Genomic DNA, 17,670 nt, shown 5'->3' on the forward strand with positions numbered 1-17,670 from the left:
GAAGACAAACCGATCATTTAAATTTGATCGGTCAACCCTAATAACTGCTAACTTAAAACTGATCTCTGGTGACTGATTAATGTTCACCCAGCTGAAGAAGAAAAAAAAACAAAGGAACAGAAAGTAAATGGCACGCGCTAAATTTGAACGGACGAAACCCCACGTTAACATCGGTACGATCGGTCACGTTGACCACGGCAAAACTACCCTCACCGCCGCTATCACTATGACCCTAGCGGCTCTGGGTAATGCCCAAGCTAAAAAATACGATGAAATCGATGCCGCTCCCGAAGAAAAGGCTCGCGGGATCACCATCAACACCGCTCACGTTGAGTACGAAACTGCTGATCGCCACTATGCACACGTGGACTGCCCCGGCCACGCGGACTATGTAAAAAACATGATCACCGGTGCGGCACAGATGGACGGTGGTATTCTCGTGGTCTCGGCTGCCGATGGCCCGATGCCCCAAACCAGGGAACATATCCTGCTGGCTCGTCAGGTGGGTGTACCTAACCTGGTGGTCTTCCTCAACAAAAAAGATATGGTGGACGATGAGGAGTTACTGGAACTCGTAGAACTGGAAGTGCGCGAACTTCTCACCAGTTACGACTTTGCTGGCGACGATATCCCCATTATTGCCGGTTCTGCGAAAGAAGCCCTCGACTACATGGCCAAAAATCCCAAGGCCCAAAAAGGCGATAACGAGTGGGTGGACGCAATTTATGAATTAATGGACGCGGTGGATAGCTATATCCCCACCCCCGAACGGGATATCGATAAACCCTTCCTGATGGCGGTAGAAGACGTATTCTCGATTACCGGTCGGGGGACGGTGGCTACCGGTCGGATCGAACGCGGTATTGTGAAAGTGGGTGATAACGTGGAATTGGTCGGGATCAGAGAAACTCGCCCCACCACCGTCACCGGGATCGAAATGTTCAAGAAAAGTCTTGACCAAGGGATGGCCGGTGACAACGCTGGTATCCTCCTGCGTGGTATCCAAAAAACCGACATCGAGCGCGGCATGGTGATCGCTAAACCGAATACAATCAAACCCCACACCCAGTTTGAAGGTGAGGTGTATGTGTTAACTGCAGGAGAAGGTGGTCGTCACACTCCTTTCTTTAAAAACTATCGTCCTCAGTTTTATGTACGCACAACCGACGTAACTGGCACTATCAAAGACTACACCGCCGATGATGGCAGCACTGTAGAAATGGTCATGCCGGGAGACCGGATCAAAATGACCGTGGAACTGATCAACCCGATCGCTATTGAACAGGGTATGCGCTTCGCTATTCGCGAGGGTGGTCGCACCATCGGTTCTGGCGTTATCTCGAAAATTATCAAGTAGGCTAATCTACTAATTAACGGGGCAGTGAATTTAAAAGCTGCTCCGTTACTGTCTTTATCTCGTACCTTGACAACTGCAATAGGTGAAATTATGGCTACGTTACAACAACAGAAAATTCGCATTCGTTTGAAAGCTTTTGACCGCCGCCTACTCGATACTTCCTGTGAGAAGATTGTCGATACTGCCAATAGAACTAACGCCACAGCGATCGGACCGATTCCCCTACCGACCAAAAGAAAGATTTATTGTGTCCTGCGTTCCCCTCACGTTGACAAGGACTCCCGTGAACATTTTGAAACCCGCACCCATCGCCGCATTATTGATATTTACCAACCTTCTTCTAAGACAATCGATGCTTTGATGAAATTGGATTTACCCGCAGGGGTTGATATTGAAGTTAAGTTGTAAAAAATGCCAAAAAGATGTTATCGCTAACATCTTTTTTTCTTAGAAACTCTTTGTGATACCAAATCCCTTTTTAATAGTCTGATTAACTCCCAAGTTAGGGATTTTTTCTCCCCACTCTCCCATAACTTTTAGATAGGATTTAGTATAAAAAGAAGTTATTAAAAGCAGGCCAGTACACTTGTTAAGGGTGCATCGCCACAATTGAGATGCCACCGATCGCTAAACCGTTTGTAGGGGAAAACCTAAAGCTTCTCGTTGCTGTAAATACAATTGAGCAACCTGTCGGGCTAAATGGCGAATTCTGCCGATATAACGGGTTCTTTCAGCTACAGCAATCACACCTCTAGCATCGAGTAAATTAAAAGTATGGGAACATTTGAGAACATAATCTAGACTGGGAATCACCAGAGAACGCTCGATGAGTTGTTTAGCTTCCTGTTCGTATAAACTGAATAAACTAAATAATAACTCAGGATTAGAAGCCTCAAAATTGTAGGTACATTGTTCGATTTCATTTTGTAGAAAAATATCACCGTAGAGGATATTTTCATTCCATTGAATTTTATTAATTGCCTCCACATCTTGCAGATACATGGCTAATCTTTCTAAACCGTAGGTAATTTCGATCGCCACGGGACGACAATCGATACCCCCACACTGTTGAAAGTAGGTAAATTGGGTGATTTCCATCCCATCTAACCACACTTCCCAACCCACACCCCAAGCACCGAGGGTGGGAGATTCCCAGTTATCTTCCACGAAGCGAATATCATGATCTTCTGGGTTAATTCCTAACACCCGCAGGGAGTCTAAATAGATTTCCTGAATATTATCGGGAGAGGGTTTAATTAGGACTTGATATTGATAGTAATGCTGAAAACGATTGGGATTTTCGCCATAACGGCCATCCGTAGGACGACGACAGGGTTCCACATAGGCAACGGCCCAAGGTTCCGGACCAATTGCCCTTAAAAAAGTGTGGGGACTCATGGTTCCCGCACCTTTTTCGGTATCATAGGGTTGAGCCACTAAACAACCGCGAGCAGCCCAAAATTCATTTAATTTAGCGATAACAGCTTGGAAAGTTAAAGACATGGGAAAAAGTAAAAAAGCAGATTAGGGGTTGGGGAAGTGGGAAATGGAGAAGTGAGGAAGTGGAGAAGTGGGGAGATTTTATCAGTGAACAGTGAACGGTAAACAGTAATCAGTGAACTGAAAACTCACCTCTGATAACTGATAACTTATAACTGAAAAGGCTGACAGTTAAAGTCATTGACTTACTTTTAACTGTAAGTGAAAGTGAACCAGGGTAGAAGACTGGGGAAGAATAACTAATTCATAAAATCCGTTCTGTTAAACTTACTCAAATCTACTCATGAGCAAATTTGACGTTAACTTCCTGCTTCACTGTAGTAGTGTCGGCACTATCTATTCCACAAGCTGACACGGTGGAACTCACCGCCAAAGAAGCTAGATTTAGACTAGCGTTCCAGTCTCGACCGCAAACTACATGGCATTGCTCACACTCAAAAACTCTTTCAGTTAAAGATAGAGACTCTTTTTTGTACCCACAATTGGAACAGGTTTTACTGCTAGGAAACCACCTATCAGCTATGATTAATTCCGAACCATACAACTGAGTTTTATAATCAAGTTGTATGGTTCGGAACTCGTAAAAACCCATATCCTGAACGGCTTTAGCTAATTTGTGATTAGTCATCATCCCAGACACGTTTAAATCCTCAATTACTATCTGGCCGTGGTTCTTGGCTAAATAAGTGGTGAGTTTATGTAACGTATCTTTACGGATATTAGCTATTTTAAAATGAAGTTTAGCTATTTGCCGTTGGGCTTTATTCCAATTATTTGAACCTTTTACCTTATGTCGGTTCAAGTATTGAAGTCTGGCTAATTGTTTTTCGTATTTACGATAACTTTTAGAGCCTTCAAACGTCTCACCTGTCGATAAAGTAGCCAAAGATTTAATTCCCAGATCACAACCAACTACATCATGAGTTTTATTGGTTGTTTGCTGTTCAACTTCCATCTTAAAACTAATAAACCACCTATTAGCTTTTTTACTAATAGTAACAGATTTTGGCTGGTATCCATCAGGTAGCCGCTCGTAAGTTTTTAACCAACCAATCACAGGAACTTTTATCTTTTGATGGGCAATTTTAATGCTCCCATCTAAAGTGAAACTATCCTGTTTACCTTTCTTCTTGAAATTTGGTGGTTTAGCTATCTTCTTGAAGCATCTTTTCCAAGCATCAGATAAAGCTCTTAACGCCCATTGGGGAGCGCATTTAGACACTTGGTAATACCAATCATGCTCTGATTTTACCAATGCTACCAACCATTCAGGTCGGTCAATAGCCGTAGGAAACTTGATTTTTTCATCAGGGTTAGCTTGATTATGGTCTAAAATTTGCTTGGTTAAAGCCAAACCCCAATTCCAAGCATGACGTGCGGTTCCTGCGTGTTGGGCTAATAATGAGCGTTGTTGATTATTTAGTTTTAACTCAGTCTTGAATCCTAGTAGCAACGTCTCTTAACTCCTCTACGATTTTTCTATTTTTATGGCTTCTAGAGCCATACAATCTAGCGGAAAATACCGTAATAATTTCTAAGACATCTGGCGCTAAATCCTCCTCAAATGTACTGTCTTCAGTTCGATTGATAATGACAACTTCAGTTCCGAATTGCTCACACAGACTAAAGATTAGTTCACTACCAAATCTAAGTAATCTATCCTTATGAGTTAAGACCAATCTCTCTACTTTACTATCAACAATCAATCGAATTAATCGCTTTAATCCTTTTTTGTTGTAGTTAAGTCCTGAACCTAAGTCGTCTATAATTTCAACTTGCCAACCGTTTTGAGCGCAAAACAGTTCGACAACTTCTTTTTGACGTTCTAAATCTTTCTTTTGATCATGACTAGAAACGCGACAATAGCCAACAGTATAGGAAAGATTCTCTTTTACTCCAAGCAACTGAGAGACGGTATAACGTCGATGCCCGTTAGCAGTTCTTTCTGGTATTAGTTTACCTTCAGACTCCCAACGTCTTAATGTCGATACGCTTACACCTTTTAATTTAGCCGCTTCTGATATGGTCAACTTACTCATAAAACTATTATAGCATAAGTCATGAGTAATTTTGGATAGTATTAGTTAGGTTTTTGGTTCCTGTGATTAACCCTCTTCGGATAATTGACCAGACCATTGCCGATCGCTAGACTTGTCTAAAAGGGTAATATTACCCGTGGGAAAGTAGAAAGATAGTAAAACTTCGCCTTCCGTCTCTAAATTTAAGTTTAACCGATCACTGGAACGCAATTTTATCCCATAGGCTTTTCCTTGTCCCTGGCTGAAAATTGCCTCGATAATCTCTTCTCCTCCCGCGTCTAAACTTTTGATCGCTTGTTAGGATAGGCCAGACTGTAAAGATTCTAACTGATTCCAGGCCAAACCACTCCACAATTGCCCTAGACTCTTATCAAAATTTGGTCTTTCTGTCAATTCTGGAAATAGCTGAAAAAAGGCATTATCAGTGAGTAAATTAAGGACTATACTGCTTAATCGTAACTGATTCACTTGTTCTCGCCATTTTTGTCGCTGTTGCTCGTTTTAGCTACCTAATGCTTCCCTAGGTTCAAAATCGAGACGTTCTAAGCGATACCGAGGATTTCTGCTGCTAAAATATCTCTTTGTTCCTGTTTCTGTTTTTCCTCTTTGATATCCCCGTAGCAGAGGCTAAACAATTCCTTGACGAGATTTTTAAAAAACTTACCATCAATTCCCAACTCTAGAAGACGCTTTCTCATCTCGGCTTTCCGTTGCCATGCCCTATCTGTGGCAGAATTTAAATTATTTTCCTCCGTGGCAAAAACGGGTTTAACGGTTTCGGGTTGATTACTGTGTTTAACCCAAATTTTCGATAAATTGCGTTATTTTAGTCCTAAGGGACAGTTAATCCCAACACCGGTCGAAGCCGCTATTCTGGAGAGACAGTCCAAAAAATCTGAACGTCGGCAAAAAGAACTGGCTTCACCAAAAGTCGAGCAGTTAACGGCAAGATTAAGGGAATTAGGCATCAATCCCGATGAAACCCTGTAGGGGTACAAGGTGTTCAGTGAGTTTATCGAACTGCTTGCAATCCCAACCCTCATCGGGAAAACCAAAATTAACCTTTTTTGATAACTTTAGAAGCCAAGGCACCCAACCCTAACCCCAATAAGGCAACAACGCTACCCGGTTCCGGGACGAGTTGTAACTGCCACGTTAGAGCAGTAGGCACAAATGGGGTATCTTCAGCGTCTGTGTCAAGAGCATCAAGTGGCGCAGCAGCAAACAAAGAATTAAAAACCAAGCCATTCGCAGGGTCGATAGCACTAGGGCCAAAGCCAAAATACTCAGACCAACCAGTGTCAGAACCAAAGACAATATCCATCACTGAACCATCGAAACTAACCTTAGCAGGGGCACCGCTACTAGAAAACGCATTACTGTAGGAATCGAAATCAGTCCAGTTAAGCGTAGTTTCGGCATAGGAGAGCGATAGCGGGGTTACTTGAGTGACATCCACAATATTCCCTGTAGCTGTTCCTGTCAGTGTTCCCGTGACAGTTACTGGAGTATCAGCTGTTGGTGATGAGAATGGGTTATTGAAAGTGTAGGAGAAAGAGAACAGGGCAGCTTGGGCAGGAGAAGCCAAGATGGTTAAGCCGATGGCGGTAGTGGCAACGGCTAAAGAGGTTTTTAAGGACATAATTGTTTTCTAAGGAAAAAATACCATTAGCTACACGGTCGATGCTAACACGGGGTGGGTGGGTAGTCAAGTATTTTCAGAAAGTTAATATAAATTCAGGGAATAATTCCCAAACCAACTGCAACAGCCAAAGCTTTTTTTTAGCTAAAGCTATTTTTTGCTCGGTATTGGGGCAGATCTTAAATTTGTCTGCTTTGTTCATCAAGTTATCAGGACACTGTGTTTATGATCACACAGCTTTCGGGAGTTGTATATATACAAAGTCAGCATTCATGAGGGGAAACCTGGGGCGAATTAATTCGCTCCTTTAAAAGGCCCGTCCCATCGCACTAAGCGCGAGGGACGAATGCTGACACTAAGTTAAACTTTAACCCCTTCCCAAAAACCCCATTTCCCCAAAAATAAGCTAAGAGGCATTCAAACCGCTTATTTTTAGATTGGTGGCATCTCTCCCAATCCCTTTACTGTTGTCCCTTGTCCCATCACAACCAGCAGTTTAAATACACAGGCAGCTTATTATTCCTAGCAGATAACCATGACTACGACTCAACCCCTATCCCCTGGCCAAACCGCCCGAAAAGATGAGATAATCTTCCCAAAAGGCGAATTTTGGAGTGATGAACCAACCTGGGAAAGTAATTTACATCTAACTCAGATTATTTTATTGATCAAATGCCTAGAATGGTTATGGCAAGATAGAGAAGATTACTTTGCAACCTGGAATTTAACCATCTACTACAGCCCAAATCAGAAAAAATCAGAATACTTTAGAGAACCTGACTTTTTTGTAGTATTAGGGACAACTAGAAACCAAAACCGGAAAAGTTGGGTAATATGGCAAGAAGAGGGAAAATATCAACCGATTGAACCCAATCAGCAAGGCTTGCCCTGAGCCAGGCCGAAGGGTTGGTTATGAAGTGAAGAATTGGGCTTATATTTAGGTATCTACGCCGATAAATTCCGTTATTTTAGTCCTAAAGGTCAATTAATCCCAACACCGGTCGAAGCCGCTCTTCTGGAGAAACACGCGAAAGAATCTGAACGTCAACAAAAAGAACTGGTTTTACAGCAAAAGGAATATGAAAGACAACAAAAAGAACTGGCTTTACAAAAAATTGAGCAGTTAACGGCAAGATTAAGAGAATTAGGCATTAATCCCGATGAAACCCTCTAGGGGTGCAAGGTGGTCAGTGAGTTTATCGAACTGCTTGCAACCCCAACCCTGATTAACCCTTGCAGGGTTTGTAGTGGGTTAATTTTTTAGATAGCAGCGCAGCAACCGAACCACTGAGCTTAAAACTTTGTCCCCTTCCCGAAAACCCCATCACCCTATTTGTCTAAAAATATTAAGAGATGTAACTATTTATGCCTAACCTAGAAAGTGATTACTCAACAGGGGTGAGATCAGGATAGTCTAGATCGAGCAGTCAGATAGATGTTTACTTAAATTCCTACTTCAGATATGTCCGTTTCTAGTCCTCCTCGTTCCCTGCGTATCGGTTCGCGTAAAAGTCAGTTAGCCCTAGTACAAACCTATTGGGTACAGGCAGAATTGAGTAAACACCACCCCCATCGACAGTTTGAGGTGGAGACGATGAGTACCCAAGGCGATAAAATTCTCGATGTGGCCCTGGCGAAAATCGGTGATAAGGGTTTATTTACCAAAGAATTAGAAGTGGGAATGTTGGATAGATCGATCGATCTTGCTGTCCATTCTCTCAAGGATCTGCCCACTAATTTGCCCGAAGGTTTAATCTTGGGTTGCGTCACGGAAAGAGTTAATCCGGCCGATGCTTTGGTGGTAAATAGCCAAAACCAAGACTATCAATTAGATACTTTACCGGCAGGTGCGGTGGTGGGGACTTCTTCCCTGCGGCGATTAGCCCAGTTGCGTTATCATTATCCCCATCTGACTTTTAAAGATGTGCGCGGCAATGTTAACACCCGTCTGGCAAAACTGGACGCGGGAGAATACGATGCGATTATTCTGGCAGTAGCGGGACTAGAAAGGTTAGGATTAGGCGATCGAGTTCATCAGGTTATTCCGGCAGCAATTTCTCTCCATGCGGTGGGACAGGGGGCTTTAGGGATAGAATGCCGCGATGGGGATGCGGAGGTTTTGCAAGTCCTAAAAGTGTTGGAACACGCCCCTAGCCGCGATAGATGCTATGCTGAACGCGCTTTTTTACGCGAGTTGCAGGGGGGCTGTCAAGTTCCCATCGGAGTGAATACGGCGATCGAGGATGGTATTCTAACTTTAACGGGTATGGTGGCTAGTCTCGACGGTAAGCGCCTGATTAAGGACTCGGTTAGCGGCGATCCTAGCCATGGGGAAGTCTTAGGACGAGATTTAGCCCATAAAGTGCGCGAGGCTGGTGCTGGAGAGATTTTAGCCGAGATTTTCGCTGAAGTGGGCCGATAATCAGTGATCAGCGCCCATTAACCCTACACCCCACACCCTGCCGCTGCAGGATTAATTTTTGGGCTTTATCTCATTGTCGAGTCAAGAGGTAAAAATACAAATAAAGCGAGAACTGTCGCCCTTGCAGTTCCCGCTCTATTATTGTTGTATTGTTGGAGTATCTAACCCCCAAATATTGAGTTAAATTAGTACAAATCTTCTTCTTTGTTGGTGACGATCACACAGTCAGAAGTAGGATAGGCCACACAGGTGAGGACATAACCCGCTTCAATTTGATCGTCATCTAAGAAGGATTGCTCGGATTGATCAACGCTACCAGATTCGATTTTACCAGCGCAAGCAGAACAAGCACCAGCACGGCAAGAAAAAGGTAAATCTAATTTTTTTTCTTCCGCTATATCGAGAATATATTTATCATCGGGAACATCAATTGTATAATCGCCATCGGGTGTTTTCAGGGTGACTTTATAATCTGCCATAGATTGTTCCTCTTAATCAATCTAGTGAAAACGGCAGTGTCAAAATTACCTTTTATCGCCGTTTAGACTGAACGGTTCGAATGAGTTTCCTTTTTGATACTACGCGAAAATTTACTCAGCTTAACTTAGCATTAGTAATCACAGCCTTAAATAAATTAAAATAATATTTACTTATCACTTTAGCAGATTAGCTGTTTAATTAAAAATAGCCTAGTCTCGTAAAACAAAAATCTGCATAGCCCATCCTTCCCTAATGCCTTAAAAAGGGTTTATTCGGTCAAATAGTGCCAAAAGCGTCAGCAAACAACTGAGAGCGCACCAAACCGAAAAAAATCTAGTAGAAGCGATTTGGCTACAGTTAACAACTCTTTTGAGCAGATTTTATGGGATGGCGAAAGGTTTTTCTGTGGTTAAACGACTGTTCGAGTTTTTGGCTAAATTTCAATCATTTAATTTTCCTAACCTTAAAAAATACGATACCTTTTCACATTTCATTTAGGGATGCTATAGCTAACAAAGTTAATCCGACTGGGGATTGGAAATTGTACTCGTCACTATTTAAGTAGGTAGGGGTTAAAAGCTGTCAGACACCCCCCTTATCAAGGGGAGCAGGGGGGATCCCCCCGCCTATCGGCACCCCCCTTATTAAGGGGGGCAGGGGGGATCAGAGGCAATAACTACTTACTTAAATTGTAATCGTTATAATCTAATCAGTCTTATTTTAAGACATAAACAAGCTATTAAGAGATTTAGCAAAATTCTAGGGGGTCAGTTTTAGTAACTGCATAATGATATATTGTCTTAAGCGATCGCGGCTTTGAGCCTGTGCATTAACAAACAAACTATAATCCGCTGGACAGCATTTCTCATAATTTACACTGCCTAGGAAAAATTTTAGTACAAATGCTCGAACTGACAACACCGGTACTCATTGAGATAGTCAACAGCTGATCGCAGCCACCTCTGTTTTACCATATTTGGCTACACTTGGCTTCTCATAGGGATTTTAGGCTTTTTCGTCACCCCGTCAGAGCAAGAGCAAAACAGAGACAGAAGCGAAGCTCAACCCAATGATTAGCTAATGCTATCGATAAACATCTTCAGTACTGCTTTTGAGAAGGAGAGGGGTTGCTAAAGCCTCTATAATAAGTAGCCATAGAGATGCCGACAACTTCCCCTGTCGATAGCGAATAAGGAGAAAAAAAACCCAGTGTTTGTCCTCAAAGGTTACGAGTATTTTCTAGGATTTCTGCTCGCTTGCAGTTTAGTACCAATCCTATCCCTAACTGCCTCCAAAGTCCTACGGCCTAGTGGTGGCGGTCCGGAAAGACGCACTACCTATGAATCGGGGATGGAACCGATCGGCGGTGCTTGGATTCAGTTTAACATTCGTTATTATATGTTTGCCCTCGTTTTCGTGGTTTTTGACGTGGAAACCGTCTTTCTCTACCCTTGGGCAGTGGCTTTCAATCAATTGGGCCTATTAGCTTTTGTAGAAGCACTGATCTTTATTGCTATCCTTGTGGTTGCTCTCGTCTATGCTTGGCGGAAAGGAGCCTTAGAATGGTCATAACGGCCATAATTTTCCTTATTTTTGACTTTTCATGAGAGGATAACCCGATGAGTCCCAACCCTACCAGCGAATTTAAGCAAATTATCGCACAACAAAGCGAAAAAATCCTCAATCCCATCGAACGCACCAAAGTTACCCAGGATTTATCGGAAAATGTCATCCTGACTACCGTTGATGACCTGTATAACTGGGCGCGTTTGTCAAGTCTTTGGCCGATGCTATACGGTACAGCTTGCTGTTTTATCGAGTTCGCGGCCTTGATTGGTTCCCGTTTTGATTTCGATCGCTTTGGTTTAGTTCCCCGTTCTAGTCCCCGGCAAGCCGATTTAATCATCACTGCCGGTACAATCACCATGAAAATGGCCCCCGCTTTGGTGCGTCTGTACGAAGAAATGCCGGAACCTAAATACGTTATCGCCATGGGTGCCTGTACGATTACGGGGGGAATGTTCAGCAGTGACTCCACCACCGCAGTTAGAGGGGTAGATAAACTTATCCCCGTGGATGTCTATATACCCGGTTGTCCCCCCCGTCCGGAAGCGATTATCGACGCGATTATTAAACTGCGGAAAAAAGTCGCTAACGAATCTATTCAAGAACGCGGGACTGTCCTCCAACAAACCAATCGTTATTACAGCACCACCCACAAAATGCAGGCCACGGAACCGATTCTTACGGGTAAATATCTGCAATCGGCCACCCGTCAAGCACCTCCGAAAGAGTTACTAGAAGCCACCGGGATGCCTGTTCCTCCCGCTCTTTTGACCACGAAACAAAAGGAAGAAATCTAAATGACTGAAGAAACGACAGCTATTGTGCAAGCTGGCCCCACTTCGATTTGGTTAAGCGAAAATGGTTTTGATCATCAAGCTTTAGAAGCTGACCATAGTGGTGTGGAATTGATTAAAGTAGAAGCAGAATTTTTAATTCCTCTGGCCACTGCTTTATTCGCTTATGGCTTTAATTATCTCCAATGTCAGGGCGCTTACGATTTGGGACCAGGGAAAGAATTAGTTAGTTTCTATCATCTGGTCAAAGTAACCGATAATGTCGATAGTCCCGTGGAAGTGCGCTTAAAAGTCTTTCTTCCTAGAGATAATCCCCGGGTTGCCTCGGTTTACTGGATTTGGAAAGCTGCTGACTGGCAAGAACGAGAAAGTTATGATATGTTCGGCATTATTTATGAAGGACATCCCCACCTGAAACGGATTTTAATGCCGGAAGATTGGGTCGGTTGGCCCCTACGCAAAGATTACGTTTCTCCCGAATTCTACGAACTACAGGACGCTTACTAAGTCGAGAATTTAATCACTAATTAGGTTATTGATCCTATGGGGTTGGAAGCTATTTCTAGCCCGATTTTTTTTTGATACTAAATCCGCTGAGTATGGACTACATATCAGGAGAGGCACTCCTGCAAAACGGAGAATAAATAATCAGTTTTTAATAACTGGATTTAGTATTACTTAGCCAAGAAAATCCTCGATCGCCTGTGCCGTCTCTTCCGGTGCTTCTTCCGGTAAAAAATGACCACTGGCGATCGCCTGTCCCGTGACTTGATTAGCTCGCTGCTGCCAAAGAGCGATCACATCGTATTGACGTGCAATGAAACCTTTTTTTCCCCAAAGAACCAAGAGAGGAGAGGAAATTTTCTGGTCTAAATCCTGACGATCATGCTCTAAATCGATGGTAGCGGCGGCCCGATAATCGGCACAGGTGGCGGTTATCGTGCTTAAATCTCGAAAACAACGCCGATATTCCCCCAAAGCTTCCTCTGTAAAAGCGCTAAAATCTCGCCCCCAACTTTGCAAGCAATGTTGTAGATAATAATCGGGATTAGCGGCGATCAGGGTTTCGGGAAAAGGAGAAGGCTGAATCAAGAAAAACCAATGATAGTAGGCAGTGGCAAAAGTTTTATCAGTCGCCTCGTACATCGCCAGCGTCGGTGCTATATCGAGTAAAACGAGTTTTTTGACCTTTTCGGGAAAATCAAGGGCGATACGGTGGGAAACTCGCGCCCCTCGATCGTGGCCGATCAGATAAAACTCCTGATAACCCAATTTTTCCATCAGCAACACCTGATCGAGGGCCATCACCCGCTTGCAATAATTGCTAGAATCCTCTAGGGGTAAGGGTTTATCGCTATCCCCGTAGCCGCGCAGATCCGTGGCGATTACCGTAAAATTAGCCGCTAATCGGGGGGCGATTTTATGCCACATTTGATGGGTTTGGGGATAACCATGCAGCAAAAGCAGCGGAAAACCGCGCCCACCTTTGACACCATTGATAGTAATGCCATTAACTTCTAGCTGAAATTTCTGAAAATTTGTCAGCATTTTTGCCTCCTGTCACCTTAAGGGGAGATAATTGCATCATCCGGCAAAAGTGGCCCAATCAGTAAAGTTTTTTCACTATAGTTCCTCAATCCCCTGTTTTTCTGGTAGATTAAAACCATTGGGTTGCTCAAAAATCAACGAGTTAAGCAGTAATTTGATTATGATCTCGATTATCTATTCCGATGAATTTCTCGATCACGATACAGGTATTTACCATCCCGAACAAGCGGCGCGTTTAACGGCAATTGTCGAGGCTTTAAAACAAACAGAATGGCAGTCAAAATTAACATGGCATTTACCCACACCGCTCGAAATTCGCGACGAAGTAATTCCTTTGATTAAACAAGTTCATAATCAAGATTATGTTGATAGATTGCGGCGAATTTGTCAACAGGGCGGAGGAAGATTGGATGCCGATACTCCCGTTTCTGCGCGTAGTTACGATGTGGCGTTACTAGCGGTTAGTGGCTGGTTAGATGGGGTAGATCGAGTTTTATCTACTGGCGATCCTGTCTTTATTTTAGCCCGTCCACCCGGACATCATGCCACTTCTAATTATGGCATGGGTTTCTGTCTGTTTTCTAATGCTGCTATTGCCGCTTATTATGCTTTGGAAAACAAAAGAGTGCAAAAAGTAGCGATTCTTGATTGGGACGTACATCACGGCAATGGCACCCAGGATATAGTCGAAAATCATCCCCAGATTGCCTATTGTTCCCTTCATCAATTCCCCTTTTATCCAGGCACGGGAGAAGCGAGAGAAAAAGGGGAGTTTAATAATGTTTTGAATATTCCCTTATCGGCGGGAAGTACGATTAAAGATTATCAAGAACATTTTGAGGGGCAAGTCATACCTTTTCTGAAAAATTTTCAACCGGATTTAGTGATTGTTAGTGCTGGATATGATGCCAATCAAGCGGATCCTCTGGCGGGAATTTGTTTACACCCACAAGATTATGGAATTTTAACCAAATACCTCTTAACTCTCAATAAACCGCTGCTTTTCGGCTTAGAAGGCGGTTATGATTTAGAAACTTTAGCGGCTTCCGTCGTCGCCACCTTAGAAGCTTTGCTCTGATCCTATTCCGGGTAATCGTTACATTTCTTTAAAAAGATTGGTAACAAAGTGATCTAATGCGGTAAGGTAAACGATCAATAGAAAAAAACCCTTGACCTAGTTGCTTTTTAAGATTATGAACTCCCTTGCACCACACCTAAAAGCCAAAGCCCTCAAGTCCAATAGTCGTCGTCCTGCCAAAGAATTGTGCAGCGAGTGCGGACTTTGTGACACTTATTACATTCACTATGTTAAAGAAGCTTGTGCTTTTCTCAATCAACAAATCGCCGATTTAGAAGCAGCAGCACACGGCAAAAGTCGCGACTTAAATCAGGAAAATGATCTCTATTTTGGTGTTCATCAAGATATGATGGCTGCCAAGAAAAAACAAGCTATTCCGGGGGCGCAATGGACAGGAATTGTCAGTACAATTGCCTGTGAAATGCTCAATCGTGGTTTAGTAGAAGGGGTGGTTTGTGTGCAGAATACCGCCGAGGATCGCTTTCAACCGCAGCCGATTCTCGCCCGTACCACTGAAGAAATTCTCGCCGCTAAAGTTAATAAACCGACTCTTTCTCCCAATTTATCAGTCCTAGAAGAAATTGAAAAATCGGGCATGAAACGGTTATTAGTTATCGGAGTTGGTTGTCAAATTCAAGCCCTAAGAGCAGTAGAAAAAAAATTAGGCTTAGAAAAGTTATATGTCTTAGGAACTCCCTGCGTCGATAATGTTACCCGCTCAGGGCTGCAAAAGTTTCTAGAAACTACCAGTCGTTCCCCAGAAACTGTGGTTCACTACGAATTTATGCAGGATTTTCGGGTACACTTTAAACACGAAGACGGCTCGATGGAAATGGTTCCCTTTTTTGGCTTAAAAACTAATAAATTAAAAGATGTTTTTGCCCCTTCCTGTATGACTTGTTTTGATTATGTTAACTCCCTTGCTGATTTAGTTGTGGGCTATATGGGCGCACCTTTTGGCTGGCAATGGATTATGGTTCGTAATGATACGGGCAAGGAAATGTTAGAGTTAGTTAAAGATCAATTAGACACCCAAGATGTTATGTCTAGTGGTGATAGAAAACAGGCGGTACAAAATAGTATTCCTGCCTACGATAAAGGTGTAACCTTGCCGATGTGGGCGGCAAAAATGATGGGAGTAGTAATTGAAAAAATCGGGCCTAAAGGTTTAGAATATGCTCGCTTTTCTATCGATTCTCACTTTACCCGTAATTACCTTTATGTTAAACGTAATTATCCTGAAAAATTAGCGGCTCATGTTCCTGAATATGCTAAAAAGATTGTGGAACAGTATAAATTGCCCGATTAATTAGGGTATGCTGAAAAAGTAGGGGCGCAACATTCGGATAGGAAATCTACGGTTTCAGCGATGGGTTATCCCCCGAATGTTCACCCCTTCTTCGACAATCTCTTATCAGTTATCAGTTATCAGCTATCAGTTATCAGTGAGCAGTGAGCAGTGATTAATTCAATCATAGTCGATGGTGGTGGGTTACTGGACTAGGTAATAGGTGTAGGGGTAATTCATGAATTACCCCTACAATAACGTTTGTCTGGATGTTGCTAAATTTTCTCTTGACAAAGGCGACTTGACATGATACTATATTCATAATGGAAAATCCCTGCGCCTACAGACCCTCTTTTCCAACGGTCTTAACTATGATTGATGTGATTATGTGATTGACTATGATTCGTTCATTCAATCAATCTTCATCTCTAATCCACTAGGGTTAGGCATTTACTTTTCAGAAACTCTTAACTAGCTCCCTAGTCATAGTCCATCATTCAATCATTCCAATCATAGTTAAGACAGCATCCTCAGATAATTATGATAAACGGTTTGGGTATGGGGATGATTTTCCCCTAATCTTTCCCTGACAATATTAATCGCTTCTAGAAGGAGAGGTTCCGCTTCTGTGTACCTGCCTTGGAAATAGTACAAGTGTGCTAAATTGTTGAGGGAAAGTGCCACATGGGGATGATTGTCTCCTAAGTGGGTTCGAGTTGCGGTTAAACAATCTTGACAGTAAGGTTCAGCAGTAGCATACAATCCTTGTCCTTCATAATAACGAGCTAAACCCGTATAGGACCAAGCTAAATCCTCATCAGCGATATATTGGGGATATTCCCCGACAGATGCTTGTAGATGGAGAAGGAAAGGTTTAAATTCTTCAACGATTTCTATAGTGGGATTCTGTGGCATTTCTGCCGATTTTTTGGCCATAATCCCACAATAACGGCGTTTTGCTGGTTCTGCGTGGGGTGATGCTTCTAACTTATCCCGAAAATAGCGACGCAACAGGGGATGAATTTCATACCAACCATCACCCTTATCCTGAACTAAACTCAGGTGAACTAAACTATCGGTTAACCATTCCTCCACTGTATCCCCATCCTCATCGGGAAATAAATCCAGAATCATCTCCTTGGGAAAGGGCGCAAGAGCGAATAAACTGAGATAAAGTGCCAAAATTTGCGCTTCTGGTTCGCTATGCAACTCCTCCCAACTGAGATTAAAGGCAGCTTTTAACCCTCTTTCCGCAGTCATTTCCCCATGAAACTTGGGATTTTTGTCTAAACTTGGCTCATCTAAGCCGTTTTCGGCTAATTTCTGCCGTATTTTGCTGATTTTCCAATCCTGTCGTCGTACCAGCAACCTTGCCACCAATTCTAACGCCAAGGGTAAATAACCTAAGTCCTGACATAATAATTTAGCTGCCTCGATTTGTGTGTCAATTCTGTTGTCTTTAAGGTAGGAACGCAATAAATCAAGTGCATCTTTTTCTTTTAAAACTTCTACCCGAAAAGTTGCAATTGTCGCTGATAAATATTCCTTGCGAGTGGTAATTAAAACCTGAAAGCGTTTCTCTTCTTGCGGTGGTAAATAATCCCTAATTTGCTGATAATCCCGCACATCATCAAAGATAATTAAGACATTTCCCGTTAACCAGTTTTGCCAACAATAACGAATTTTTACGTCTAATTCTCCCTCATCTGGTAAAGTTAATTTGAGATGTACCCGCGCAAAATCTAAAATAGAAGTACCGATAAAACCGCCGTCACTTTCTGCCACATTTAACCAACATATACCCCCCGGATAGGCTTTTTCCCGCCATTCTTGCCAGCCAAACTGTCTGGCTAGTTCGGTTTTACCTATGCCTCCCATTCCCGTTAAGGTAGATATAGCAAGCTTTTGGGATTGTTGTAATTGCTTTTTTAAGTCAATTAATTCCTGATCCCTACC

15 protein-coding genes and 3 pseudogenes are annotated in these 17,670 nt (G+C 42.8%); 10 read left to right on the forward strand and 8 right to left on the reverse strand.

Annotated elements, in window-relative coordinates; genetic code table 11:
• The first annotated feature begins 127 nt into the window (after window positions 1–127).
• On the forward strand, window positions 128–1,357 hold the full coding sequence (tuf, locus tag myaer_RS19820) for an elongation factor Tu (RefSeq protein ID WP_046663358.1): 1,230 nt from the start codon (window positions 128–130) through the stop codon (window positions 1,355–1,357).
• 90 nt (window positions 1,358–1,447) lie between these two features.
• Window positions 1,448–1,765: a 30S ribosomal protein S10 gene (gene rpsJ / locus myaer_RS19825; RefSeq protein ID WP_002800099.1), complete on the forward strand. Its 318-nt coding sequence runs from the start codon at window positions 1,448–1,450 to the stop codon at window positions 1,763–1,765.
• Window positions 1,766–1,984: 219 nt separating this feature from the next.
• On the opposite strand, the gene glyQ is transcribed toward rpsJ, so the two are convergent.
• From glyQ to myaer_RS19845, 4 genes and pseudogenes are all read right to left on the reverse strand, one after another.
• The gene (glyQ, locus tag myaer_RS19830; protein ID WP_046663359.1) at window positions 1,985–2,860 is read right to left on the reverse strand and encodes a glycine--tRNA ligase subunit alpha; all 876 of its coding nucleotides are present in this window, start codon (window positions 2,858–2,860) and stop codon (window positions 1,985–1,987) included.
• A 274-nt stretch (window positions 2,861–3,134) separates the two neighbouring features.
• Window positions 3,135–4,310, reverse strand: a complete 1,176-nt coding sequence (locus myaer_RS19835) for an RNA-guided endonuclease InsQ/TnpB family protein (protein ID WP_046663360.1) — start codon at window positions 4,308–4,310, stop codon at window positions 3,135–3,137.
• Complete coding sequence (locus myaer_RS19840; RefSeq protein WP_046663863.1) at window positions 4,288–4,896, reverse strand: IS607 family transposase; 609 nt, start codon at window positions 4,894–4,896, stop codon at window positions 4,288–4,290. The genes myaer_RS19835 and myaer_RS19840 overlap by 23 nt, the downstream gene beginning before the upstream one ends.
• A gap of 69 nt (window positions 4,897–4,965) precedes the next feature.
• Window positions 4,966–5,702 (reverse strand): annotated as a pseudogene (locus myaer_RS19845) (serine/threonine protein kinase); the annotation flags it as partial.
• A gap of 10 nt (window positions 5,703–5,712) precedes the next feature.
• Here myaer_RS19845 and myaer_RS19850 point away from each other — a divergent pair.
• Window positions 5,713–5,886 carry a hypothetical protein gene (locus myaer_RS19850; protein WP_235614774.1) on the forward strand — a complete coding sequence of 58 codons (174 nt, stop codon included), beginning with the start codon at window positions 5,713–5,715 and terminating at the stop codon, window positions 5,884–5,886.
• Between the two features lie 67 nt (window positions 5,887–5,953).
• Here myaer_RS19850 and myaer_RS22190 read toward each other — a convergent pair whose 3' ends face one another.
• On the reverse strand, window positions 5,954–6,538 hold the full coding sequence (locus myaer_RS22190; protein WP_046663361.1) for a PEP-CTERM sorting domain-containing protein: 585 nt from the start codon (window positions 6,536–6,538) through the stop codon (window positions 5,954–5,956).
• Window positions 6,539–7,073: 535 nt separating this feature from the next.
• On the opposite strand from myaer_RS22190, the pseudogene myaer_RS21795 reads away from it, so the two are divergent.
• Window positions 7,074–7,712: pseudogene (locus myaer_RS21795) on the forward strand (Uma2 family endonuclease).
• Between the two features lie 288 nt (window positions 7,713–8,000).
• Complete coding sequence (hemC, locus tag myaer_RS19870; RefSeq protein WP_046663363.1) at window positions 8,001–8,960, forward strand: hydroxymethylbilane synthase; 960 nt, start codon at window positions 8,001–8,003, stop codon at window positions 8,958–8,960.
• A 185-nt stretch (window positions 8,961–9,145) separates the two neighbouring features.
• On the opposite strand, the gene myaer_RS19875 is transcribed toward hemC, so the two are convergent.
• Entirely contained in the window at window positions 9,146–9,439 is a 294-nt protein-coding gene (locus myaer_RS19875; protein ID WP_046663364.1) for a ferredoxin, read from the reverse strand.
• A 1,210-nt stretch (window positions 9,440–10,649) separates the two neighbouring features.
• On the opposite strand from myaer_RS19875, the gene ndhC reads away from it, so the two are divergent.
• Genes ndhC through myaer_RS19890 form a run of 3 tightly spaced genes read left to right on the forward strand, consistent with a single transcriptional unit; the run spans window position 10,650 to window position 12,307 of the window.
• The gene (gene ndhC, locus myaer_RS19880) at window positions 10,650–11,012 is read left to right on the forward strand and encodes a photosynthetic/respiratory NAD(P)H-quinone oxidoreductase subunit C (RefSeq protein ID WP_002739390.1); all 363 of its coding nucleotides are present in this window, start codon (window positions 10,650–10,652) and stop codon (window positions 11,010–11,012) included.
• Between the two features lie 47 nt (window positions 11,013–11,059).
• Window positions 11,060–11,803, forward strand: coding sequence for a photosynthetic/respiratory NAD(P)H-quinone oxidoreductase subunit K (gene ndhK, locus myaer_RS19885; protein ID WP_004163386.1), 744 nt, complete (start codon window positions 11,060–11,062; stop codon window positions 11,801–11,803).
• Window positions 11,804–12,307, forward strand: a complete 504-nt coding sequence (locus tag myaer_RS19890; protein WP_002738424.1) for an NAD(P)H-quinone oxidoreductase subunit J — start codon at window positions 11,804–11,806, stop codon at window positions 12,305–12,307.
• A gap of 171 nt (window positions 12,308–12,478) precedes the next feature.
• On the opposite strand, the gene myaer_RS19895 is transcribed toward myaer_RS19890, so the two are convergent.
• A complete protein-coding gene (locus tag myaer_RS19895) occupies window positions 12,479–13,348 on the reverse strand; it encodes an alpha/beta fold hydrolase (protein WP_046663366.1) in 870 nt (289 codons plus the stop codon).
• A gap of 160 nt (window positions 13,349–13,508) precedes the next feature.
• Between myaer_RS19895 and myaer_RS19900 the strand changes: the two genes are divergently transcribed.
• Together myaer_RS19900 and myaer_RS19905 are read left to right on the forward strand one after the other, a co-directional pair.
• Window positions 13,509–14,426: a histone deacetylase family protein gene (locus tag myaer_RS19900; protein WP_046663864.1), complete on the forward strand. Its 918-nt coding sequence runs from the start codon at window positions 13,509–13,511 to the stop codon at window positions 14,424–14,426.
• Between the two features lie 115 nt (window positions 14,427–14,541).
• A complete protein-coding gene (locus myaer_RS19905) occupies window positions 14,542–15,735 on the forward strand; it encodes a Coenzyme F420 hydrogenase/dehydrogenase, beta subunit C-terminal domain (RefSeq protein WP_046663367.1) in 1,194 nt (397 codons plus the stop codon).
• Between the two features lie 516 nt (window positions 15,736–16,251).
• Here myaer_RS19905 and myaer_RS19915 read toward each other — a convergent pair.
• Window positions 16,252–17,610, reverse strand: a pseudogene (locus tag myaer_RS19915) (tetratricopeptide repeat protein); the annotation flags it as partial.
• Window positions 17,611–17,670: the final 60 nt, after the last annotated feature.

It is taken from the genome of Microcystis aeruginosa NIES-2549 (assembly GCF_000981785.2).
Taxonomy (GTDB): Bacteria; Cyanobacteriota; Cyanobacteriia; order Cyanobacteriales; family Microcystaceae; genus Microcystis; species Microcystis aeruginosa_C.